This window comes from Pseudomonas protegens CHA0 (assembly GCF_000397205.1).
In the GTDB taxonomy this organism is placed as follows: Bacteria; Pseudomonadota; Gammaproteobacteria; order Pseudomonadales; family Pseudomonadaceae; genus Aquipseudomonas; species Aquipseudomonas protegens.
Map to the genome: position 1 here is coordinate 6,763,245 of NC_021237.1, position 22,084 is coordinate 6,785,328.

At 65.1% G+C, this 22,084-nt stretch carries 19 protein-coding genes; 12 read left to right on the forward strand and 7 right to left on the reverse strand.

Features of this window, described 5'->3' with window-relative positions:
- Positions 1-284 precede the first annotated feature (284 nt).
- Entirely contained in the window at positions 285-1,724 is a 1,440-nt protein-coding gene (locus tag PFLCHA0_RS30410) for an alanine/glycine:cation symporter family protein (RefSeq protein ID WP_011064304.1), read from the forward strand.
- A gap of 104 nt (positions 1,725-1,828) precedes the next feature.
- On the forward strand, positions 1,829-2,830 hold the full coding sequence (locus PFLCHA0_RS30415) for an asparaginase (protein WP_015637517.1): 1,002 nt from the start codon (positions 1,829-1,831) through the stop codon (positions 2,828-2,830).
- 72 nt (positions 2,831-2,902) lie between these two features.
- Here the strand turns inward: PFLCHA0_RS30415 and PFLCHA0_RS30420 are convergent, their stop codons facing one another.
- Positions 2,903-3,448, reverse strand: coding sequence for a hypothetical protein (locus tag PFLCHA0_RS30420; protein ID WP_041120452.1), 546 nt, complete (start codon positions 3,446-3,448; stop codon positions 2,903-2,905).
- A 198-nt stretch (positions 3,449-3,646) separates the two neighbouring features.
- Between PFLCHA0_RS30420 and PFLCHA0_RS30425 the strand changes: the two genes are divergently transcribed.
- The 5 genes from PFLCHA0_RS30425 (at position 3,647) to PFLCHA0_RS30445 (ending at position 10,955) form a co-directional block, all read left to right on the forward strand.
- Positions 3,647-4,639: an AraC family transcriptional regulator gene (locus PFLCHA0_RS30425; protein WP_015637519.1), complete on the forward strand. Its 993-nt coding sequence runs from the start codon at positions 3,647-3,649 to the stop codon at positions 4,637-4,639.
- A gap of 70 nt (positions 4,640-4,709) precedes the next feature.
- The gene (locus PFLCHA0_RS30430; protein WP_051167119.1) at positions 4,710-6,620 is read left to right on the forward strand and encodes an ankyrin repeat domain-containing protein; all 1,911 of its coding nucleotides are present in this window, start codon (positions 4,710-4,712) and stop codon (positions 6,618-6,620) included.
- A 100-nt stretch (positions 6,621-6,720) separates the two neighbouring features.
- Complete coding sequence (locus tag PFLCHA0_RS30435; protein WP_041752697.1) at positions 6,721-8,646, forward strand: ankyrin repeat domain-containing protein; 1,926 nt, start codon at positions 6,721-6,723, stop codon at positions 8,644-8,646.
- A gap of 164 nt (positions 8,647-8,810) precedes the next feature.
- A complete protein-coding gene (locus tag PFLCHA0_RS30440) occupies positions 8,811-9,842 on the forward strand; it encodes a histone deacetylase family protein (protein WP_015637522.1) in 1,032 nt (343 codons plus the stop codon).
- A gap of 12 nt (positions 9,843-9,854) precedes the next feature.
- The gene (locus PFLCHA0_RS30445) at positions 9,855-10,955 is read left to right on the forward strand and encodes a polyamine ABC transporter substrate-binding protein (RefSeq protein ID WP_015637523.1); all 1,101 of its coding nucleotides are present in this window, start codon (positions 9,855-9,857) and stop codon (positions 10,953-10,955) included.
- Positions 10,956-11,068: 113 nt separating this feature from the next.
- Here the strand turns inward: PFLCHA0_RS30445 and PFLCHA0_RS30450 are convergent, their stop codons facing one another.
- Complete coding sequence (locus PFLCHA0_RS30450) at positions 11,069-12,280, reverse strand: YeeE/YedE family protein (protein WP_015637524.1); 1,212 nt, start codon at positions 12,278-12,280, stop codon at positions 11,069-11,071.
- Positions 12,281-12,319: 39 nt separating this feature from the next.
- A complete protein-coding gene (gene pdxR, locus PFLCHA0_RS30455) occupies positions 12,320-13,870 on the reverse strand; it encodes a MocR-like pyridoxine biosynthesis transcription factor PdxR (protein WP_015637525.1) in 1,551 nt (516 codons plus the stop codon).
- A gap of 105 nt (positions 13,871-13,975) precedes the next feature.
- On the opposite strand from pdxR, the gene PFLCHA0_RS30460 reads away from it, so the two are divergent.
- The 3 genes from PFLCHA0_RS30460 to PFLCHA0_RS30470 are packed head-to-tail and all read left to right on the forward strand — an operon-like array spanning position 13,976 to position 15,767.
- Positions 13,976-14,599 (forward strand): FMN-binding negative transcriptional regulator, encoded by a 624-nt coding sequence (locus tag PFLCHA0_RS30460; RefSeq protein ID WP_015637526.1) that lies wholly within the window; start codon positions 13,976-13,978, stop codon positions 14,597-14,599.
- Between the two features lie 30 nt (positions 14,600-14,629).
- Positions 14,630-15,076, forward strand: coding sequence for a GNAT family N-acetyltransferase (locus PFLCHA0_RS30465; protein ID WP_015637527.1), 447 nt, complete (start codon positions 14,630-14,632; stop codon positions 15,074-15,076).
- 19 nt (positions 15,077-15,095) lie between these two features.
- Positions 15,096-15,767 (forward strand): GNAT family N-acetyltransferase, encoded by a 672-nt coding sequence (locus PFLCHA0_RS30470; RefSeq protein WP_015637528.1) that lies wholly within the window; start codon positions 15,096-15,098, stop codon positions 15,765-15,767.
- 66 nt (positions 15,768-15,833) lie between these two features.
- Here the strand turns inward: PFLCHA0_RS30470 and PFLCHA0_RS30475 are convergent, their stop codons facing one another.
- Positions 15,834-16,733 carry a homocysteine S-methyltransferase family protein gene (locus PFLCHA0_RS30475; RefSeq protein ID WP_041752699.1) on the reverse strand — a complete coding sequence of 300 codons (900 nt, stop codon included), beginning with the start codon at positions 16,731-16,733 and terminating at the stop codon, positions 15,834-15,836.
- Positions 16,734-16,843: 110 nt separating this feature from the next.
- On the opposite strand from PFLCHA0_RS30475, the gene PFLCHA0_RS30480 reads away from it, so the two are divergent.
- Positions 16,844-17,665: an ABC transporter substrate-binding protein gene (locus PFLCHA0_RS30480; RefSeq protein ID WP_015637530.1), complete on the forward strand. Its 822-nt coding sequence runs from the start codon at positions 16,844-16,846 to the stop codon at positions 17,663-17,665.
- Positions 17,662-18,498 (forward strand): amino acid ABC transporter permease, encoded by an 837-nt coding sequence (locus PFLCHA0_RS30485; protein WP_015637531.1) that lies wholly within the window; start codon positions 17,662-17,664, stop codon positions 18,496-18,498. Before PFLCHA0_RS30480 ends, PFLCHA0_RS30485 begins: the two co-directional genes overlap by 4 nt.
- 3 nt (positions 18,499-18,501) lie before the next feature.
- Here the strand turns inward: PFLCHA0_RS30485 and PFLCHA0_RS30490 are convergent, their stop codons facing one another.
- From PFLCHA0_RS30490 to oadA, 3 genes are all read right to left on the reverse strand, one after another.
- Complete coding sequence (locus PFLCHA0_RS30490) at positions 18,502-18,771, reverse strand: helix-turn-helix domain-containing protein (RefSeq protein WP_011064320.1); 270 nt, start codon at positions 18,769-18,771, stop codon at positions 18,502-18,504.
- Positions 18,768-20,042 (reverse strand): type II toxin-antitoxin system HipA family toxin, encoded by a 1,275-nt coding sequence (locus PFLCHA0_RS30495; RefSeq protein ID WP_041752701.1) that lies wholly within the window; start codon positions 20,040-20,042, stop codon positions 18,768-18,770. The genes PFLCHA0_RS30490 and PFLCHA0_RS30495 overlap by 4 nt, the downstream gene beginning before the upstream one ends.
- A gap of 232 nt (positions 20,043-20,274) precedes the next feature.
- A complete protein-coding gene (gene oadA, locus PFLCHA0_RS30500) occupies positions 20,275-22,083 on the reverse strand; it encodes a sodium-extruding oxaloacetate decarboxylase subunit alpha (RefSeq protein ID WP_015637533.1) in 1,809 nt (602 codons plus the stop codon).
- Position 22,084: the final 1 nt, after the last annotated feature.

A 22,084-nucleotide genomic window follows, 5' to 3' on the forward strand; every position in this document is an offset into this window, starting at 1 on the left:
ACAAGAACCGATTCAGCCTCCCGTCCAGCCTGCCGTTCCTCGGCTCGACGCGCTACATGCAGACGGCGAGCCCGCGCACCGGTATAGTGCGCCCCCTCTTCACGTGGGCAGCCGTCGGTAACGAGGCTCAAACCCATGGGAAACCCGAACTAATAACAACCCGCGAATAGAGAACCGGGACGAACAATCGCCCCACCGCTTTGCCGTGCGTGCAGTCAGCGGTGTAACAGAATGTTTCCGTCTGCTCTGCTTTTGCCTACACAAAAAACAGCGAGGAATAATCCATGCTCGAAGTCATCAACGACTTCCTCTCAGGGAAAGTGCTGATCGTGCTCATTGTCGGGCTCGGCAGCTACTTCACGATCCGCTCGCGTTTCGTTCAATTGCGCCACTTCCTCCACATGTTCGCGGTGTTCCGCGACAGCCTGAAAAGCAGCGGCGGCCAGCTCAGCTCGTTCCAGGCGCTGATGCTCAGCCTCGCCGGCCGGGTCGGCGCGGGCAACATTGCAGGCGTCGGCATCGCCGTGACCCTGGGTGGCCCGGGCGCGGTGTTCTGGATGTGGGTGACCGCGCTGGTCGGCATGTCCAGCAGCTTCTTCGAATGCACCCTGGCCCAGGTCTACAAGCGCGCCGACGGCGACGGCCTGTACCGCGGCGGCCCGGCCTACTACATCGAGCACGGCCTGAAGCGCAAAGGCATGGCGGTGGTGTTCTCCATCCTGCTGCTGGTCACCTACGGCTTCGCCTTCATCGGCCTACAGTCCTACACCGTGACGCACTCGCTGCAGGATGCCTTTGCCTTCGACCCAAGCCACACCGGCATCGTCCTGGCGGTGCTGCTGGCCATTACCTTCATCGGCGGCATCAAGCGCATCGCCGCAGTGTCCGACCTGCTGGTCCCGATCAAGACCCTGGCCTACATCGCCGTGACCCTGTACGTGATCGGCACCCAGATCGAACAAGTGCCGGCCATGCTGGAGACCATCATCAAGAGCGCCTTCGGCCTCGACCCGGCCTTCGGCGGCCTGCTCGGCAGCGCCATCGTCATGGGCGTGAAGCGTGGCGTGTTCGCCAACGAAGCGGGCCTGGGCAGTGCGCCCAACGTCGCCGCCGTGGCCGCCGTGAAGCACCCGGGCGCCCAGGGCGTGGTCCAGGCCTTCAGCGTGTTCCTCGACACCTTCGTGATCTGCACCTGCACCGCGCTGCTGATCCTGCTGTCGGGCTTCTACACCCCGGGCTTCGAAGGCGACGGCATCGTCCTGACCCAGAACTCGCTGGCCGCCGTGGTCGGTGACTGGGGTCGCCTGTTCGTCAGCGTCGCGCTGTCGCTGTTCGTCTTCACCTGCATCCTCTACAACTACTACCTGGGCGAGAACAGCCTGCAGTTCCTCACCCGCAACCGCACCGTGCTGATGCTGTTCCGCGGCCTGGTGCTGGCGCTGGTGGTATGGGGTTCGATGCAGGACCTTTCGACCGTGTTCGCCTTCGCCGACATCACCATGACCTGCCTGGCCTTCGTCAACCTGGTGGCCCTGGCCATGCTGTTCAAGGTCGGCCTGCGGGTGATGCGCGACTACGACGAGCAGCGCCGCGCCGGCGTCGCCCAGCCGGTGTTCGACTCGCGCAAGTTCGCCGATCTGGACCTGGACCTGAAGGCCTGGCCCGCCGAACCCTCGGCCACCGCCGAGGCCGAGCCGCAAGGCGTGCCCGCAGCGCAACGCTGACGGGTGAACGACGGGCGCATCCTCTGCACCCGTCGGTTACAGTGCGATAAATGTGCGAGCGGGCTTGCCCGCTCCCACAGGTACTCACCGTTTCGGAGAATCCCATGACCCCTTCGACCTACCCTGGCGCCCAGCACGTCATGGTGCTCTACACCGGCGGCACCATCGGCATGCAGGCCAGCGCCGACGGCCTGGCCCCGGCCTCGGGTTTCGACGTGCGCATGCGCGCCTACCTCGACAGCCAGCCCGGGCTGGTGCTGCCGGCCTGGCGCTTTCGCGAGATGGCGCCGCTGATCGACAGCGCCAACATGACCCCCGACTACTGGCAGCGCCTGCGTGAAGCGGTGGTCGAAGCCGTGGACCAGGGCTGCGACAGCGTGCTGATCCTCCATGGCACCGATACCCTGGCCTACAGCGCCGCCGCCATGAGCTTCCAGTTGCTGGGCCTGCCGGCGCCCGTGGTGTTCACCGGCTCGATGCTGCCAGCGGGTGTGCCCGACAGCGATGCCTGGGAAAACCTCAGCGGCGCCCTGTCGGCCCTGGGCCAGGGCCTGGCCCCGGGGGTGCACCTGTACTTCCACGGCGAGCTGCTGGCACCGACCCGCTGCGCGAAAATCCGCAGCTTCGGCCGTCACCCGTTCGCCGCCCTGAAGCGCAATGGCGGCGGCGCCAGGGCCGAGGCGATTCCCGCCGGGCTGGATTACCGCCAAGCCAGGCAACTGGCCAAGGTCGGCGTACTGCCGCTGTTCCCCGGCATCGGCGCCGAGCTGCTGGACGGCGTGCTCGACAGCGGCATCCAGGCCCTGGTCCTGGAATGCTTCGGCAGCGGCACCGGTCCTAGCGACAACCCGGCGTTCCTGGCCAGTCTCAAGCGCGCACAGGAGCAAGGCATCGTGGTGGTGGCGGTGACCCAGTGCCATGAAGGCGGTGTGGAGCTGGACATCTACGAAGCCGGCAGCCGCCTGCGCGGCGTGGGCGTGCTGTCCGGTGGCGGCATGACCCGCGAAGCGGCGTTCGGCAAGCTCAATGCGCTGCTCGGTGCCGGGCTGGAAAGCGCCGAAGTGCGGCGCCTGGTGGAACTCGATCTGTGTGGCGAGTTGAGCTGAAGCTCGCGCTCGGGAGCCGGTGGCTACTGCGGTAGCTGCCGGCTCGACGGCGAGCAGAGGGTGGCTGTCAGGTTACTTTTTGACCGAGTAATCCTGGCCCCAGACCCGCACCGAACTCGAGCTCTCGATCGGCCCTTCAAACACGAACTTCTGCCGCACTGCCGCCTTGGCCGGGATGGTGACTTCGTCCGGGTTGTCGAGGCTGACAGTCAGATTGTTGGCGTAACCGTCCTGGTCAATCGCCAGCAGGGCGCCGGTCTGCTTGAGGTTGATCAGTCGCAACTGGCTGTCGCTGCTGTTCTTGAAGCCCAGGGTAACGTTGAAGCTGTCGCCGACGGCTTCAGTCTTCAACACCTGAACGTCGACGCGGCCTTTCATTTGCTCGCGAGAGGAAATGATCGAGGCACCGTCGACGCCTTGCGCCGATTGGCGACCGTCGAGCACACCTTCGCTGACGCCGCCCAAGAGGTTCTTGCCTGCCGAGATGGCTGACGAGACGGCTGACTTGGCAGAGTCCTTGATGGTGCTTTCGCTGCCTGGCTCAGCCTCGGCCAGGCACAGCGAACTCAGGAGCAAGCCGGAGACCAGAAGCAGGGAACGCGCAGGAATGAGGGTCATACATAGTCCTTTATCGGGGTTGCTGCACCGCCACCTCAGGCGGTGAATGGCAGGCAGGTTGCACCAATCAATGCGCCAAGTCACTAGCCACACAACGCCGGGAATGCCGCATGTCGCTGGCCGGCAAACCGCAGGCCTGATCGCGGGCGGCATGCAACTTGCTCCGGTTAAGGGTCTTTCCCAGGCTGGAATCTGCGCATGCTGCACTCGCACCTCACCACCCTCAATGCGGTTTCCCTGATCCTCAACACCTTCAAGGACCAGGGCCAGGCCGGCGGCGCGCTGTTGGCCGGCAGCGGTATAAACCCCGCCGACCTGAGCCGCGCCGACACTCGCATCACCACCAACCAGGAAATGCTGGTGTGCGCCAACGCCGTGGCCTTGCAACGGGACATCGGCCTGGAACTGGGCCGGCGCATGCACGTTTCCTCCTACGGCATGCTCGGCTATGCCCTGCTCACCAGTGCCACCTTAGGTGACGCTTTGCGCCTGGCGCTGCGCTATCCGGCGCTGATGGGAACACTTTTCGAACTGAGCCTGGAAACCGACGGTTCGCGCATCTGGCTGACCGCCGCCGACTACCGCGAAAGCCCGGCCCTGGCCGCGTTCAATACCGAGTTCTGCCTGGTGTCGCTGAAGGTCATCTGCGACGACCTGCTGGGCCACGCCCTGCCGCTACTGGGCGCGCGCTTCGACTACCCGGCCCCGGACTATCAGCAACGCTACCGCGAACCTTTCGACTGCCCGCTGCAATTCAACGCCAGCAGCAACGCCTTCGCCTTCGACCAGCGCTGGCTGGACCAGCCCCTGCCCCTGGCGGACGTGATCACCCACCAGGCCATGGCCGAACGCTGCCGCAAGCAGAACACCGAGTTCACCGGGCGCCAGGCCTGGCTGGGGCGCATCCGCCAGTTGCTGGCGGCGCAGCTGGACGCCGCACCGGGCCTGGAAGGGCTGGCGGAACAGATGAACTGCTCGGCCCGGACCCTGCGCCGCCACCTGCGGGACCTGGGGTGCAGCTATCAGGAACTGCTGGACGAGCTGCGCTTCGAGCGCGCCAAGCAGATGCTCTGCGAAGACCAGATGCCCATCTACCGCATCGCCGAGGCCCTGGGCTTCAGCGAAACCGCGAGCTTTCGCCATGCTTTCATCCGCTGGAGCGGCGTGGCGCCGAGCCAGTTCCGGCCCTGACAAAAACCCCGGCACAACGCTGGCGATTGCATTACATTGCCGACCTTTCTACCGGCAAGGGACTGCACGCTTGAACCTATTCACAGACGCCATCGGCATTCGCAGGCTTTGCCTGGCACTGGTGCTGCTGGCTGGCGTCCCCGTCGCCCAGGCGTTCGACCTGTCCAAGATCCGCTGGTGGGAGATGCAGAGCGACATCCTCCTGGACGACCCGGAAACCGCCACGCTGCAACTCGAACCCTTTCCCCTGCCCGGGCTGGCCCAGGCGCCGGCCCGAGTGATCCTCAGCCAATACCAAGGGTTGTTCTATCTCAATGGCTATGCGGATGGGCAGTACCGGCAGCGAGTCTACAAGTCGCCGCCCTTGCCGCTGTTCGATGCCCAGGCGCTACAGGTCTGCGTGCCCGAGCAGCGACCCGTTGAGGCCACCGACAACTGGCCGCCGAGCAAGCAACTGGAAGCCGCCCTGAGCCTGACCAAGCTGAGTTTCGACTGCCAGAGCCCAGGCTGGGAGTTGAGCAATCGCTACTTGCTGGTGGACAGCCGCGATCCCCAGCGGCCGTTGCTGGCCATCGGTCAGCGCCAGGGCGAGGCACGGATCGACTTCACCCCGCAGCAACCGACCAGCCCCGAACTGCAGCAGCAATGGCTGCAAGCCCTGCAGAAGTACCCGAAGCTGCTGGAACCCTTTGACGCCAGCAGCGGCCAGCTCAGCGTCAAGCCCTATGCGCCGCCGCCCAGCGCGGAGCAGGTCTGGACAGAATTTCGCCAGTTGCACACGCAATTGCGCGATGCCAAAGACAAGGCCCCGGGCATCGCCCGGGTGGAAGAGTTCTTCAGCCGTCATGACTTTCGCGCGATCGCCCCCGAGCGCAGTAACTACCCGGGCCTGCTCAACGACATCGCCTATTGGGCCACCGAGGCCGGCCAGTTGCAGAGCGCCCGCCCCTGGCTGGCGTACGTGCTGCGTCGCGACCCGGGGCGCATGCCGACCTACCTCAATCTGGCGGACCTGGATTGGCGCCTGTACGAACAGCAGCCCGCGGACACCCGGCACCGGGGCCGGGCCATGGAGAACTATCGGCTGTATTGCGGGCTGCGCCTGCAACGCCAACTTGGGGTCCCTGCCAGGGTCACCCAACGCCTGGACCTTGAGGCACCCAGCGAACCGGCCTGCCAAAGCGCCTGGCCGCTGGTGACGGCGGTGGACCAGGGTGACGCGGGCGAAGTCCGGCGCCTGCTGGAGAACGGCCTGAGCGGCGACGTCATCGCCGCCGACGGGCGCCCGGTGCTGTTGCACGCGCTGGACAAGCCAGACCTGGACATCGCCCGGCTGTTGCTGGCCCATGGCGCCCGCCCCGACGGCCAGTACAACGGCCGAACCCAGGTGGTCCTGGCCATGCGCCGCGACCTCAAGGACAACCCCGACCTGAACCGGGCCAAGCGCCTTGGGTTCCTGTTGCAGGCCGGCGCCGCCATCGATGAGCAGGACGCCCAGGGTGGCACCGCGCTGCAGGAAATGGCGAAAAACCGCGAGGACATCGAGCGCTTCAACTGGCTGCTGCTGCACCCCCAGGACCTCGACAAACGCAGCGGGCCAGACGGCGTAACCGCGCTATTCCTGGCGCTCAAGGGAGGCAACTACGCTGCTGCCCGGCAACTGGTGGCGGCCGGTGCCAACCTCAACCTGAGCTACGGCCGCGATTTCTGCGCACAGCAGCCGATTCGCGAAAGCCTGCTGATGATCGTCGCCGAACAGGGCTCGCCCGAAGTCATCAATCCCTGGGTCAGCCAGCAAGAGAGCCTGGACATGTTCACCCTGCTGCTACAACGTGGCGCCGACCCCAACGTCGGCCGCTACTGCAAGAACAACGGCTACACCTGGCTGCTGGAGATCATGGCCCGGCGCAAGCGCGACGACATGCTCAAGGTGCTGCAAGGCTTTGCGCCGCCACCGCCGGCGACGACGTTTCGTCTTTGAGGCGTGGCGCCGAACCCGCTGCGCCTCTGAAACAAAGCCCGGCACAACAGTGCCGATTGCATTACATTGCCGAGCTTTCTATCGGCAAGGGACTGCAACGTTGAAGCTATTCTCAGGCGCCATCGCCCGGCGCATCGGCATTCGCGGGCTTGGCCTGGCGCTGACACTGCTGGCTGCCACTCCCGTGGCCCAGGCCTTCGACCTGGACCTGGCCTGGTTCAAATGGTCGGGAATGCGCCGCAACTTCGTCCTCGACTACCCGGAAACCGCCACCCTGGAGCTCAAGCCGTTCCCCCTGCCGGGCCTGGCGCGGATGCCGCTGCGGATTGTCCTGAGCCAGTACCGCGGGCTGTTCTACTTCAATGCCTATCAGGACCTGCAGTACCGGCAGCGGGTCTACAAGTCGCCGCCGATGGCTCTGTTCAGCCCTGAAGAGCTGCGGGCCTGTGTGTCCCCGGGCGATGACATCCAGGTCAACGACATCTGGCCCACGAGCAACAGCCTGGTCCCCGGCATCACCCTGACGCCCCTGAGCTTCCAGTGCAAGGAGCCATCCGAGTGGCAACTTAGCGGGCGCTACCTGCTGATCGACCAGCGCGATCCGCAACACCCGCTGCTGGCCATCAGTCACCGCCAGGACCTTGGCCAGATGGAATTCACCCCGTTGCAACCCATCAGCGAGGAAACCGGGCGGCAGTGGTTGCAGGCCCTGGAGACCTTCCCGCCGTGGTTCCGCCCCTTCACCCAAGGCAGCGGGCCGATCACCGTCAACGCCTTTGTGCCAGCGCCAGCCTCGACCCCGGACAGCCTGTGGAAAGAGTTCCGCGCGCTGCACGAACAACTGCGCACGGCCAAGGACAAACTGCCGGGCATCCGCGAAGTGGAAGACTTCTTCGTCACCCATGACTTTCGCAGCATCGCCACCGAGCGCCGTGAATACGCCGGCCTGCTCAACGACATCGCCTACTGGACCAGCGAAGCCGGGCAGCTGCAAACCGCCCGCCCCTGGCTCAAGGAGGTGCTGCGCCGCGACCCGGGGCGCATGCCGACCTACCTCAACCTGGCGGACCTGGACTGGGCGATCTACCAACAACGCACGCAGGACAACATCCACCAGGGCCGGGCCATCGAGGGCTACCGGGTGTATTGCGGCCTGCGCCTGAAGCGCCAGATGAGCATCCCGCCCCGGGTGCTGCAGCGCTTGGGCCTTAACGCCGCCAATCCCCGGGACTGCCAGGCCTTCTGGCCGCTGGTGGACGCGGTGGATACCGGCGACCTGAGCGAAGTGCAGCGCCTGCTGGCCAGTGGCATCAGCGGCGAGGTCATGGCCGACGATGGCCGCAGCGCCTTGTTGCACGCCCTGGACGCACCGCACCTGGATATCGCCCGGCTGCTGCTGGAGCACGGCGCCCACACCAGCGGCCTGTACAACTGGACCACCCTGGCGACCCTGGCCATGCGCCGCGACCTGGGCGACAGCCCCGACCTGAGCCAGGGCGGGCGCCTGAAGTTCCTCATCGAGGCTGGCGTGGCCATCGACGAACCCGACAGCCAGGGCGTGACGCCACTGATGCAGATGGCCGAGAACAAGCGCAGCCTGCAAGGCTTCAGCTGGCTGCTGCAGTACCCGCAGAACCTCGACCTGCGCAACAAGAATGACGGCGAAACCGCACTGTACCGGGCCTTCTCGGGCAACAACTACGTGGCCATGAAGCAGTTGATAGCGGCCGGCGCCAACCTCAACCTGAGCTACGGCCGTGCCGTTTGCAACAACCAGCCCGTCGGCGAAAGCCTGCTGACCCTGGTCGCCGACAAGACCTCCGCCGACGCCCAGTCGCCCTCCGTCAGCCAGCAGGACACCCTGGAGATGTTCACCCTGCTGCTGGAGAAAGGCGCCGACCCGAATGTCGGCCAGCACTGCGAGAAAAAGGGCTACGCAATATTGCTGGAAGCCATTGCCCGGAAAAAACGCGAGGACATGCTCAAGGTCCTGCAGCGCTACGCCCCTACCCCGCCTGCCAGCTGAAACCGGATGGCGCCCCGCAACGGGGCGCCATGCCTCTTTAAGGGGCGAATTTCGGTCAAACACTTTGGCCACATCAATCCCCTTTTGGCCGCTCCTGCCGTTCTCCCAAACCCCGCGCCCCGCAAGACTGTGATCCACCGAATCAGCCTGCGGAGAACAAGAAAATGCTGACGATCTACTCGGACGATCACCACCTGCACCACGGCCGTTGCGAACTCATCGACGGGCAACTGATGCCCTGCTTCGAAATGCCTTCCCGGGCCGACCACGTGCTGGATCGGGTGAAACATCAAAACCTGGGGCCGGTAGAGGCACCCAAGGACTTCGGCCTGGAGCCCATCGAGCGCATCCACAGCCGGGCCTACCTGGACTTCTTCAAGGGCGCCTGGGCGCGCTGGGCGGCACAGGGCATCGACGGCGACCTGCTGCCCTACACCTGGCCGGCGCGTACCTTGCGCAGCGTGATTCCCACCAGCCTCCACGGCCAGCTCGGCTACTACAGCTTCGACGGCGGCGCGCCGATCACCGCCGGCACCTGGCAGGCGGCCTATAGCGCGGCGCAGGTGGCGCTGACCGCCCAGGCCCATATCCAGAATGGCGCCCACAGTGCCTTCGCCCTGTGCCGGCCACCGGGACACCACGCCGCCGGCGACCTGATGGGCGGCTACTGCTACCTGAACAACGCCGCCATTGCTGCCCAGGCGTTCCTCGATCAGGGCCACAGGAGGGTCGCGATCCTCGACGTCGACTACCACCACGGCAACGGCACCCAGTCGATCTTCTATGAGCGCAGCGACGTGCTCTTCACCTCGATCCACGGCCACCCGGAAGCCGAGTTCCCGTTCTTCCTGGGCTATGCCGACGAATGCGGCGAAGGCGCCGGGGAAGGCTTCAACTTCAACTACCCACTGGCCGCCGGTAGCGGCTGGGATGCGTGGAGCGCGGCCCTGGAACAGGCCTGCAACGAAATCCAGCGCTATGACGCCGACATCATCGTGGTGTCCCTGGGCGTGGACACCTTCAAGGACGACCCGATCTCGCAATTCAAACTCGACAGCCCGGACTACCTGGCCATGGGCAAGCGCATCGCCGCCCTCGGCAAGCCGACGCTGTTCGTCATGGAAGGCGGTTATGCGGTAGAGGAAATCGGCATCAACGCCGTCAACGTTCTCGAAGGCTTCCAAAGCGCCCAGTGAGGGATTCGCATCATGCAAAGACTCAAACGCTTAATGATCCCCGCCCTGTGCGCCAGCCTGCTGGGGACCGCCGCCCACGCCGAAGAACGCACCCTGCGGGTGTACAACTGGTTCGACTACATCACCCCCAAGGCCCTGGAAGACTTCAAGGCCCAGAACAGCCAGGTGAAGCTGGTCTACGACATCTTCGACACCAACGAAGCCCTGGAGGCCAAGCTGCTCACCGGCAACTCCGGGTATGACGTGGTGGTGCCGTCCAACGTGTTCCTGGCCAAGCAGATCGAGGCCGGGGTGTTCCAGCCCCTGGACCGCAGCAAGCTGCCCAACTGGAACCACCTGGACCCCAAGCTGATGAAGCTGATCGAGGCCAACGACCCGGGCAACAAGTTCGCCGTGCCCTACATGTACGGCACCATCCTGATCGGCTTCAACCCGGACAAGATCAAGGCCGCCTTGGGGGACAAGGCGCCGGTGGACAGCTGGGACCTGATCTTCAAGGAAGAGAACATCAGCAAGCTCAAGCAGTGCGGCGTGGCCCTGCTGGATTCGCCGTCGGAAATCCTGCCCCTGGCCCTGCAGCACCTGGGCCTGGACCCCAACAGCAAGAAGCCGGCGGACTACGAGAAGGCTGAAGCGCTGCTGATGAAGATCCGGCCGTACATCACCTACTTCCACTCGTCCAAGTACATGGCCGACATCGCCAATGGCGATATCTGCGTGGCGGTGGGCTACTCGGGGAGCTTCTCCCAGGCTGCCAACCGGGCCAAGGAAGCCAAGAACGGCGTGACCGTGGACATGCGCCTGCCCAAGGAAGGCGCGCCGATCTGGTTCGACATGCTGGCGATCCCCAAGGGCGCGAAGAACCCGGAAGATGCCTACACCTTCATCAACTACCTGCTGCAGCCCCAGGTGATTGCCCCGGTCAGCGACTTTGTCGGTTACCCGAACCCGAACAAGGATGCCACCGAGCGGGTGGACCCTTCGATCCGCAATAACCCCAACCTGTATCCGACAGAAGCGGCCATGAGCACCCTGTACACGCTGCAGCCGTTGCCCCGTGATGCAGAGCGGGCGCGGACCCGGGCCTGGACCAAGATCAAGTCCGGAACCTGATCCGGCGCAAGCACACGGGCGGTGTTCTGGTGGGCGGCGAACGACGAGGACGCGGCGGGTGATAGACCGCGTCGCCGCTGTTCGCCGGCAAGCCGGCTCCTACACAGTGGCGTTTAGCAGCCGGTGAGGCCTTGGGGGCTGCGCTCTTCGGCGAAGAACCAGGGCCGCAGGCGCACGCCCACGCCGTTGCCGATGAAGGCCGCCACCAGCCACAGCCAGCCATGCAGGCTGCCGGAGGCGATGCCGCTGAAGTAGGCGCCGATGTTGCAGCCATAGGCCAGGCGCGAACCGTAGCCCAGCAGCAGGCCGCCGATTACCGCCGCCACCAGGGAACGGGTGGGGATTCTCAGGTTGGGGGCAAAACGCCCCGCCAGCCCTGCCGCCAGCAAGGCACCCAGGACGATGCCGATGTCCATGACGCTGGTGATGTCCTGCCACACCGGTGCCGCCAGCGCCTTGGCATTCGCCGCGCCCTGCCAGAACACCCAACTGCCTACGTCTACCCCCAGCCCGCTGGCAACCTTGGCGCCCCACAGGGCGAACGCCGAGGTAATGCCCCATGGGCGCCCCGCCAGGGCCAGGGTGGCGAAGTTCAGCAGAGCCAGGGCTACCGCGCCCCAGACCAGCGGCCAAGGGCCGCGCAGCAGCCGGCGCCAGCCCTGGTGCTCGCTGGTGACCGGAGCTTCAAGGCTGCCATGACGACGCTTTTCCAGGGTCAGGGTGAGCACCGCGATCAGCGCGAACAGGCACAGGCTCAGGCCCAGCGCCGGGCCTACACCAAAACTCTGGACGATAGAGATGGGCGGCAGCGACGGCAGCGCAAACCACCAGTCGACGTGATGGGTGGCGATCAGCGAACCGCAAATGAAGAACGCCAGGGTCACCAGCATCCGCGCATTGCCGCCGCCAACGGTGAACAGGGTGCCCGAGGCGCAACCGCCGCCCAGCTGCATGCCGATGCCGAAGATGAAGGCACCGAAGATCACCGAGACACCGGCCGGCGCCACCAGCCCCACCACCGGCTGGCCGAACAGGCTGCCCGCCCCCAGCGCGGGGAAGAACAGCAGCACCGCCAGGGCCAGCATGACCATCTGCGCTCGCAGGCCGGCGCCACGCCGGTCGCGGATGAACACCCGCCAGGCCGAGGTGAAGCCGAAGGCCGCGTGGTACAGGGTCAGCCCCAGGGCAGCGCCCAGCAGCAACAGCAGCACCTGGCGGGCACCCACCTGGGCTTGCAGGAACAGAGCACCGGCCACCAGCATCAGCAAGGCGAACAGCGGGGCGCCGAACTTGCGTTCAGGCGCCAGGGAGAGGGTCTGGCTCATGGGGGTTCTCGCGCGGGAAATGCTCGCGAGTATACCGCGTCAGGCCCGCCAGGCCTGGCGCAAACGGCTTACCGCAGCCTGTATGTCGGCTTCCGGCACAGCCGCGAAGCCCAGCACCAGCCCGGCCCGCTGGTCTTCGGGCAAGGTGGTTTGCGGCAGCCAGTAGCTGCTCAGGCCGGCGACCTCGACCTCCACACTCGCGGCCTGGGCCAGCAGTTCCTGTTCCCGCGCCAGGCTGTCCACCCGCACCGTCAGGTGCAGCCCCGCCGCCACGCCGGGCAGCGGCCCGACGCCGCCGATCGCCTGCGGCCAGGCCGCCAGTAAGGTGTTGCGCCGGCTCAGGGCCGCCCGGCGCATGCGCCGGATATGCCGCTGGAAGTGCCCGGCGGCCATGAACTCGGCCATCACCGCCTGGGTACTGACCTCGGAATGGCGCACGTCCACCGCCCGGCGCTGGGCGAAGGCCTGGACCAGGGTCGGCGGCAGCACCAGGTAGCCCAGGCGCAGGGCCGGAAAGGCGACCTTGCCGAAGGTCCCGACGTAGATCACCCGGCCCTGGCGGTCCAACGCCGCCAGGGGGGCCAGGGGCGCACCGCTGTAGCGGTACTCGCCGTCGTAGTCGTCCTCGATGATCCAGCCCTGGCTGCGTTCGGCCCAGGCCAGCAGCTCCAGGCGCCGGGCCAGGCTCATGATCACCCCGGTGGGGTACTGGTGGGACGGCGTGACATAGGCCAGGCGGCAGCTGTCCAGCTGCTCCAGCTGGCGGCAGTCGATGCCCTCCTGGTCCACCGCCACGCCCTGCAACTGCGCACCCGCCAGGGCGAAGGCATGCCCCGCGGCGCGGTAGCCGGGGTTTTCCACAGCCACCCGGTCGCCGGGCTCCACCAGCAGCTGTGCACAAAGGCTGATGCCCTGCTGCGCGCCACTGGTGATCACAATTTGTTCAGCCGTGCAGTTCAGGCCCCGAGCGCTGCGCAGGTAGGCGGCGATCAGGCTGCGCAGCCGCGGATCGCCCGCCGAGTCCCCGTAGCACAATTGCCCGAGGTCGGGCCTGCGCCAGAAAGCCGCATTCAGCTTGGCCCAGACCTCGAACGGGAACAGATCGAAGGCTGGCACGCCAACCCGAAAAGCCCGTGGCGGCCCCTTGGGCGGGGTACTCAAATGATGGGTTTGCAGGCGCTGCCAGCCGCTGCTGTGGATAACTTTACTGGATAAATCACCAGCCATTTCTGCCTGTTTTGTGGATAACCCTGTGGGTAAGCCTGTTGAAAACCCTGTGGATAGTTTTGTGGATAGTTTTTTGATCGGCAATCGGGTTTCCGGCAATTGCGCCACATAGGTGCCGTCACCGACCCGCCCTTCGATAAAACCCTCGGCGTACAGCTGGTCATAGGCCCGCACCACGCTGTTGCGGGAAATCCCCAGGGCGGCGGCCAGGTCGCGGCTGGCAGGCAGGCGCGTACCACTGGCCAGGCGCCCGTCCAGCACCCGCTGTCGCAAGGCCTGGTACAGCTGGCGACTGAGGCCCTGGCGGCGGTCCAGCTCGATGCCGGCCGGATTGAAGGACAACGGGGGTACGGCACTGTTCATCGAGGTTCACCCGGGCAATTGGACCTAAAAAATAGACCAGAGATGGCTCTTACAACGAACCATTAGCCTGCCTAGGATGCAGCCACTCGCCAAGGATTTTTTTACATGTACCTACCCCGCGCTTTCGTCGATGAAGACCTCGCCCGCCTGCAGCAACTGATCCTGGGCAGCCGCCTGGCGACCCTGGTGACCTGGGGCGCCCTGGGCCTGCAGGCCAGCCACCTGCCCCTGCTGCTGGACCCCGGACAGGGGGCCAATGGCACCCTCTACGGGCACCTGGCCAAGGCCAACCCGCAATGCGCCGAACTGGCCGCTGGCGCCGAGGCGCTGGTGATCTTCACGGGCGAGGATGCCTACGTCAGCCCCTCGTTCTATCCAAGCAAGGCCGAGCACGGCAAAGTGGTGCCGACCTGGAACTACGTGGCAGTGCACGCCTATGGCCAGCCTGAGGTATTCAGCGACCCGGAGCGGCTGCTCAAGGTGGTGGGGGGCCTGACCGAGCGTCACGAAGCCGGCCGCCCCCAACCCTGGCAAGTGACAGATGCCCCCGCCGACTACCTGGAGGGCATGCTCCGGGCAATCGTCGGCTTTGCCTTGCCGATCCAGCGGCTGGAAGGCAAGCGCAAGCTCAGCCAGAACCGCAGCGCCGAGGATATCGCCGGGGTGCGCGAAGGCCTCGCGGCCAGCGCCGACCTGCGCGACCAGCAACTGTCCCGACTGATGAGCTAGGTTTTCGTCCAGAACAATAAAGGAGCTTTCATGCGCCAGATCCAGATCCGCCCCGTTACCGCCGCCGACCACAGCGCCTGGCTGCCCCTGTGGCAGGCCTACCTGCGCTTCTACGAGACCGAGCTGGCGGATGCCGTGACCCAGAGCACCTGGCAGCGCTTTCTCGACCCCAGCGAACCCACCCACGCGGCCCTGGCCTGGGACGGCGAGCGCGCCGTGGGCCTGGTGCATTTCATCTACCACCGCTCCAACTGGAGCATCGAGAATTCCTGCTACCTGCAGGACCTGCTGGTGACCCCGGACCAACGCGGGACCGGCGTGGGCCGCCAGCTGATCGAGTTCGTCTACGCCCAGGCCAAGCAGGACGGCTGTGCCAAGGTGCATTGGCTGACCCACGAAACCAATGCCACGGCCATCCAGTTGTATGAGCGCATCGCCGAGCGCCCGGGTTTCATCCAGTTCCGCAAACCCCTCTGAGTTGCCAAGGAGCCACTGCATGTCGATTTCACTCGCCGATTGGAAAGGCGTTCCCGCCCCCTCGGCCACCCTGCTTGATGGGCGCTTCATCCGTTTGGAAAGGCTCGACCCGGCGCGCCATGGCGACGATCTGTTCCAGGTGCTGCAAGGCCCGGGCGCCGATCCGGTGCTGTGGAACTACCTGCCTTACGGCCCCTTCCCCGAGCGCGCAGCGTTCGATGCCTGGCTCAGTGGCCATGCCGCCGCCAGCGACCCGTATTTCTTTACCGTGATCGACCGCGCCAGCGGCCAGGCCCAGGGCATCATCAGCCTGATGTCCATCGTCCCGGCCCAGGGCCGCATCGAGATCGGCCACGTGACCTTCGGCTCCCCCATGCAGCGTTCGCCAAAGAGCACGGAAGCGGTGTACCTGCTGGCCAAGGAAGCTTTCGCCCTGGGTTACCGGCGGCTGGAGTGGAAGTGCAACAACGCCAATGAGCGCTCGCGCTGTGCCGCACAGCGCTTGGGTTTCAGCTTCGAAGGGGTGTTTCGCCAGCACATGGTGGCCAAGGGAGAGAACCGCGATACCGCGTGGTTCTCGATCCTGGATGGGGAATGGCCGGTGATTGCCAAGGGTTTCGAGCAATGGCTCAGCGATGAGAACCAGAGCGGCTCGGGGCAGCTCAAGTCGCTGGCGGAGTGTCGCGGGTAAGCGGGATTTTCGCCGGCAAGCCGGCTCCTACAGGCCTGTGTAGGAGCCGGCTTGCCGGCGAAGGACTCAACCGAGCTTCTGCGCCAACACCGCAATATGCTCCGGCCCAATGCCGCAGCAACCGCCCACATGGCTGGCACCGCGCTGGTGCCAGTCCGCCACCCATTGCAGATAACCCGGCGGGTCCAGGTCTTCACGCAGCGGGCACAGGCCATCGTTGGCGGTGGCATCCTCGGGCTGCGGCGGGAAGGCATTGGCGTACACGCCGATATGGATCTGCACCCCCAAGCGCTCGAAGGTTTCACGAGCCGCATCCACTGCCGCACCAATCACTTCCGGCTGGCTGCAGTTGAACAGCAGGGTCTGCACGCCCAACTGCGCCGCCGCTGCCGCCGCTTCTGCCACCGGTTCGCCGGAACGCAGGCGCGGCACTTCGTCGACCTCTTCGTCCTTCAGGGTGAAGGACAGCCAGAACGGCTTGCCGTCCTTGGGCAGGCCGGCGTGGATAGCCCGCGCCTCGGCGATGGAGCTTTGGGTTTCTGCGAGCCACAGGTCCACGAAAGGCGACAGGCCCTTGACCAGCGGGCTCAGCACTTCCTCGACCCGGGACGCATCGAACAGGTCCGGGCGATAGGAACCGAACAGCGGCGGCAACGAACCCGCGACCCGCACCGGCTTGCCGGAGGCCTCTACTGCGCGGCGCGCCAGCTCACCGGCCAGAGCCGCCAGGGCTTGGCCTTCAGCGGCAAAACGTTCCTCGCCGATATGAAACGGCACCACCGCGTAGCTGTTGCTGGTGATCACGTTGGCACCGCTGTCGATATAGGCCGCGTGCACCGCCTCAACCGCCTGGGGCGCCTCGCTCAGCGCCAGGGCCGACCATTCAGGCTGCCGGAACGGCGCCCCGCGACGCTGCAGTTCACGCCCCATACCGCCATCGAGAATTACCGTATTGCCTGCGCCCATATGCTTTTTACTCATATGCTTATGAAAATAACTCACTACCGGAGTCGTTCTTATAACTATTAAATACGCACCATTCGGTTAATAACAACTCTTTTTCAGTCAGGATTCCGATGAATTTCAAACCGCTGCTGGCCCTCGGCCTGACCCTTCTCGCCGCCTCTTCCCAAGCCTTCGCCGGCGCCACCCTGGAACGTATCGAGCAGAAAAAGGAGCTGGTCGGAGTGCTGATGGAAAGCTATCCGCCCTTCTCGTTCCTCAATGACCAGAACCAGCTGGACGGCTTCGACGTCGACGTGGCCAAGGCCGTGGCCGACAAGCTCGGCGTCAAGCTGCGCCTGGAAACCCCGTCCTGGGATGTGATCGCCGCCGGACGCTGGAGCGGGCGCTACGACATCTGCATCTGCTCCATGACCCCGAGCAAGGCCCGCGCCGAGGTCTTCGACTTCCCGGTGCAGTACTACGCCTCGCCGGCGGTAATCGTGGTCAACGCCAAGGATGAACGGATCCACGGCGCCCAGGACCTGAGCGACAAGAAGGTCGGCCTCACCGCCGCCTCCAGCTACGAGGGCTACCTGAACAAGAACCTGGTGATCGAAGGCGCCGAGGACACCCACCTGCAATACCCCTTCGAGAATGTGCAGATCGCTCCCTACGACACCGACAACGTGGCCTTCCAGGACCTCGGCCTGGGCCCGGGCGTGCGCCTGGATGCGATCCTCACCAACCTGGTCACCGCCCAGCCGCGCCTGACCCAGGACTCGCGCTTCAAGCTGGCCGGCGAGCCGCTGTACGCCGAGCCCAACTCGGTGGCCATCGAGAAAGGCGATGCCCAGTGGAATGCCAAGGTGCGTGAAGTCTTCGCCCAGCTGAAGCAGGACGGCACCCTGAGCAAGCTGTCGCAGAAATGGATCGGCGCCGACATCAGCCAATGACCGCCTACACGCCACCGCCGCAGCCACCACAATCGGTGGCTGCACCGCTGCTCAAGCGCCTGCTGGGCTTTCGCACCCGCCTGTACCTGACCTGGGCCGCGTTGCTGGTGCTGTTCGCCAGCTTCTTCCTGAGCTTCGACCTGAAGTTCTCGATCATCCTCGACAAGCTGCCGAACCTGCTGGGCCTGCACCTGTCCCCCAGTGGTTTCCTCCAGGGCGCGGCGCTGACCCTGTTCCTTTGCGCCTGCTCCATCGTCGCTTCGTCGCTGCTGGGCTTCATCACCGCCCTGGCACGCCTGTCTTCAAGCGCCGTGGCTTTCGGGATTGCCAGCTTCTACGCCTCGTTCTTTCGCGGCACGCCGCTGCTGATCCAGATCCTGCTGATCTACCTCGGCCTGCCGCAACTGGGGGTGGTGCCGGGCGCCATTACCGCCGGGATCATCGCCCTGTCGCTGAACTACGGCGCCTACCTCAGCGAGATCTTCCGCGCCGGCATCCTCGGCGTGCCCCAAGGCCAGCGCCAGGCCGCCCTGGCCCTGGGCATGAGCGACAGCGCGATCTTCTGGCAGGTGACCCTGCCCCAGGCCATGCGCACCATCATTCCGCCGGCCACCAACCAGTTCATCTCGATGCTCAAGGACTCGTCGCTGATCTCGGTAATGGGGGTCTGGGAAGTGATGTTCCTGGCCCAGTCCTACGGCCGTTCCAGCTACCGCTATATCGAAATGCTCAGCACCGCGGCGCTGATCTACTGGCTGCTGTCCATCGGCCTGGAACTGATCCAGGCGCGGATGGAAAGGCATTACGGCAAGGGTTACGTTCAGCGCGGGTGAAGCTCAAGGGCGCAGGGAAACCACTCCCATCTGCAGGCCGAAAGGCTTGAACACCGCGTTGAGCGACTTGAGGGTCGGGTTGCCGTCGCCGTGTTCGATATGGATCAGGGTACGCAGGGAAATCCGGCACATCCTGGCGAACTGGCTCTGATGCAACCCGGTGACTTCAGTGCGCAGGCGCTTGACCGCATCACCAACCGACAAACGCCCAGCGGCCAGTTCCTGGCGGATGTTATCGATCAGCAGGCCGCGCTGTTCCAGGGTCGTAGTCATCGCAAACCCCACTCCTGCAGGCGTCGATCCAGGTCACGCAGGTAAATGCGCGGGTGATTCAGGGTGGCCTCGGGCAAGCCCCCGGCACTCAGCAGGTCCGGCAGGGCCCGTAGCCGTTCGGCATCTTCGCGCAGGCGCGTCAGCGCAGCATCGGGATCGATCAGCGGCTTGAGGCTGGCACACACCTGGCGCCAGTCGATATCACCCGCCACTTCCATCCGGCCGGGCCATTTGGTGCTGCGGGTAATGCCCTTGTCATCCATCACTCGCGGCGCCAGATCGTGGATCGGCGCCAACTGCACCTGGCCCTCGTGACGGATGATCCAGGTATTGCGCCCATGGTTGGCCGAGTTGCCAAGGATCTTGTTGAGCAGGTCCCGACGCAGGTAGTCGGCCACCAGCTCCGGGATCGCCGAGGCCTGCCCGGCGGTTCGCCAGAGTTCGGCCAGCAGCCCCAGGACCTTGGTGTGCCGCATGCCCAGGCTCTGGCCGGGCAACCCCGCCAGGGAATAGATGGACTCCAGCGCCAGCCGTTCCACACCCTGCCCGTGCAGGCGACGATCAAAGCGTCGCATCCACAGGCTCGGCTGCCGCTCCTCTTCCAGGGCCAGGCCTTGGGCGGGAACCGTATCGATGCCCAGCTGCTGCAGCGCCCGGTAGTAGTGGAACTCGCTTCTGAGCATGTCGCAGTCATTTGGCGTCGCCTGCTCTGGCGGGCATTTCACCAGCCAGTGGCACGCCGCCAACCTGTCTTCCAACAGCGCATCGGGGTACAGCAACCCGTCTCGCCCCTGGGTCAGCAGCAGCTTCGTCGCCTCGCCAACGGCACCGGTGGCACCGCTCATTGCCGCTCCCTGTTCATGGGCGTATTCAAGAAAGCGGTTGTCGCGGGCGCTGACCTCGGCCCGGGAGAACCCCAGCAGCGGCCATTCATTCATGGCGGCAAGGGACTCCTTGATCCGCAGATTGCCCATGGGGGCCGCGCTGGATCGGGCCAGCAGGAACAAGTCGGGGGCAATGCCGGCGGGGCGCGCGTCCACCGAGCGCTCGGCCAAAAAACGCTGCATGGTGAGCGTCGGCGCAATGTCATACAGGAACGCCGGGGCGCCCGGACTGCGCAGCAGTTCCCAGGTCAGCGGCAGACGCACACTCACCGATCCCGCCAGCGGCGTGGCAAAGGCTTCCAGATTGCCTGCCAGGTACGACTGCTCATAACCCAGACGGCAAGGGCTGGTGAAGCCCTGCTCGGGATGCTCGAAAATCAGGGTCATCGCATCGCTCCACGTCCCGGCGCGATGGACCTGTAAAGTCAGCTGTAGCATTCATTACCTGCAATTTAATGCACTTTTGGTGCGTCATTACCTCTGCGAAATGCATTGTAATGCAGATACAGCCAATTTTTGCAGACAATAAGTGCACTAAAATGCACTCAGGCAAATCGTGGACAAAAAAAGGGAGGCCGTAGCCTCCCCGAGGTAAAGCGTTGCAGATGAAGGCCTGAACTCAGCCTTCGATCTCGATCAGGATCTCGCCCGGGTTGACCCGGTCGCCCTTGGCCACGTGGATCGCCACGACCTTGCCGGCGATGGCTGCCTGGACTTCGGTCTCCATCTTCATGGCTTCGGTGATCAATACCGCCTGGCCGGCCTTGACCGTGTCGCCTTCCTTGACCAGCACATCGACGATGTTGCCCGGCATGGTGGTGCTGACATGGCCCGGGGCGCTCGCCTGCTTGCGCTTGCTGCCACCACCGCCGACGAATTCGTTGAGAGGTTCGAACACCACCTCTTCCGGCATGCCGTCGATGGACAGGTAGAAGTGGCGCTTGCCTTCGGCCTTGACCCCGACGCCGGTGATGTCGACGCGGTAGGTCTCGCCGTGGACGTCGATGACGAACTCGGTGGGCACGCCTTCACCGCCCGGCTTGCTCACGCCGCCCGCTTCAGGAATCGGCAGCAGCACTTCCGGAACCAGGGTGCCGGCCTCACGCTCTTCGAGGAACTTGCGCCCGATGTCCGGGAACATGGCGTAGGTCAGCACGTCTTCTTCGGAATGCGCCAGGGCGCCGATTTCGCCACGCAGCTTGGTCATTTCCGGCTTCAGCAGGTCGGCGGGACGCACGTCAATCACGTCTTCGCTGCCGATGGCCTGGCGCCGCAGTTTCTCGTCGACTTCCCCCGGAGCCTTGCCGTAGCCGCCTTGCAGGTAGAGCTTCACTTCGTTGGTGATGGTCTTGTAGCGCTCGCCAGCCAGGACGTTGAAGAACGCCTGGGTACCGACGATCTGCGAAGTCGGGGTCACCAGCGGCGGGTAGCCCAGGTCGTGACGGACCCGTGGAATCTCGGCCAGCACTTCGTTCATGCGGTTCAGGGCGCCCTGCTCTTTGAGCTGGTTGGCCAGGTTGGAAATCATCCCGCCCGGCACCTGGTTGACCTGCACCCGGGTGTCCACGGCGGTGAATTCGCTTTCGAACTGGTGGTACTTCTTGCGCACGGCGTAGAAGTACAGGCCGATTTCCTGCAGCAGTTCCAGGTCCAGGCCGGTGTCGAACTCGCTGCCTTTGAGGGCTGCGACCATGGACTCGGTACCCGGGTGGCTGGTGCCCCAGGCGAAGCTGGAGATGGCGGTGTCGATATGGTCGGCGCCGTTCTCGATGGCCTTGAGTTGGCACATCGCAGCCAGGCCGGCGGTGTCGTGGGAGTGGATGAACACCGGCAGCGACAGCTCGGCCTTCAGCGCCTTGACCAGCTCGCCGGTGGCGTAAGGGGTCAACAGGCCGGCCATGTCCTTGATCGCGATGGAGTCGCAGCCCATGGCTTCCATCTGCTTGCCCTGGGCCACGAAGGCCTCGATGGTGTGCACCGGGCTGGTGGTGTAGGCGATGGTGCCCTGGGCGTGCTTGCCGGCGGCTTTCACCGCTTCGATGGCGACCCGCAGGTTACGCACGTCGTTCATGGCGTCGAAGATGCGGAACACGTCGATGCCATTGACCGCCGCCTTGGCCACGAAGGCCCGGACCACGTCATCGCTGTAATGGCGGTAGCCCAGCAGGTTCTGGCCGCGCAGGAGCATCTGCAGGCGGGTGTTGGGCAGCGCGGCGCGCAGTTTGCGCAGGCGCTCCCAGGGGTCTTCCTTGAGAAAGCGCACGCAGGCATCGAAGGTGGCGCCGCCCCAGACTTCCAGGGACCAGTAACCGACTTTGTCGAGCTTGTCGCAGATCGGCAGCATGTCGTCGGTGCGCATGCGGGTCGCCAGCAGCGATTGGTGGGCGTCGCGCAGGATGGTGTCGGTTACATGAATCTTCTTGGACATT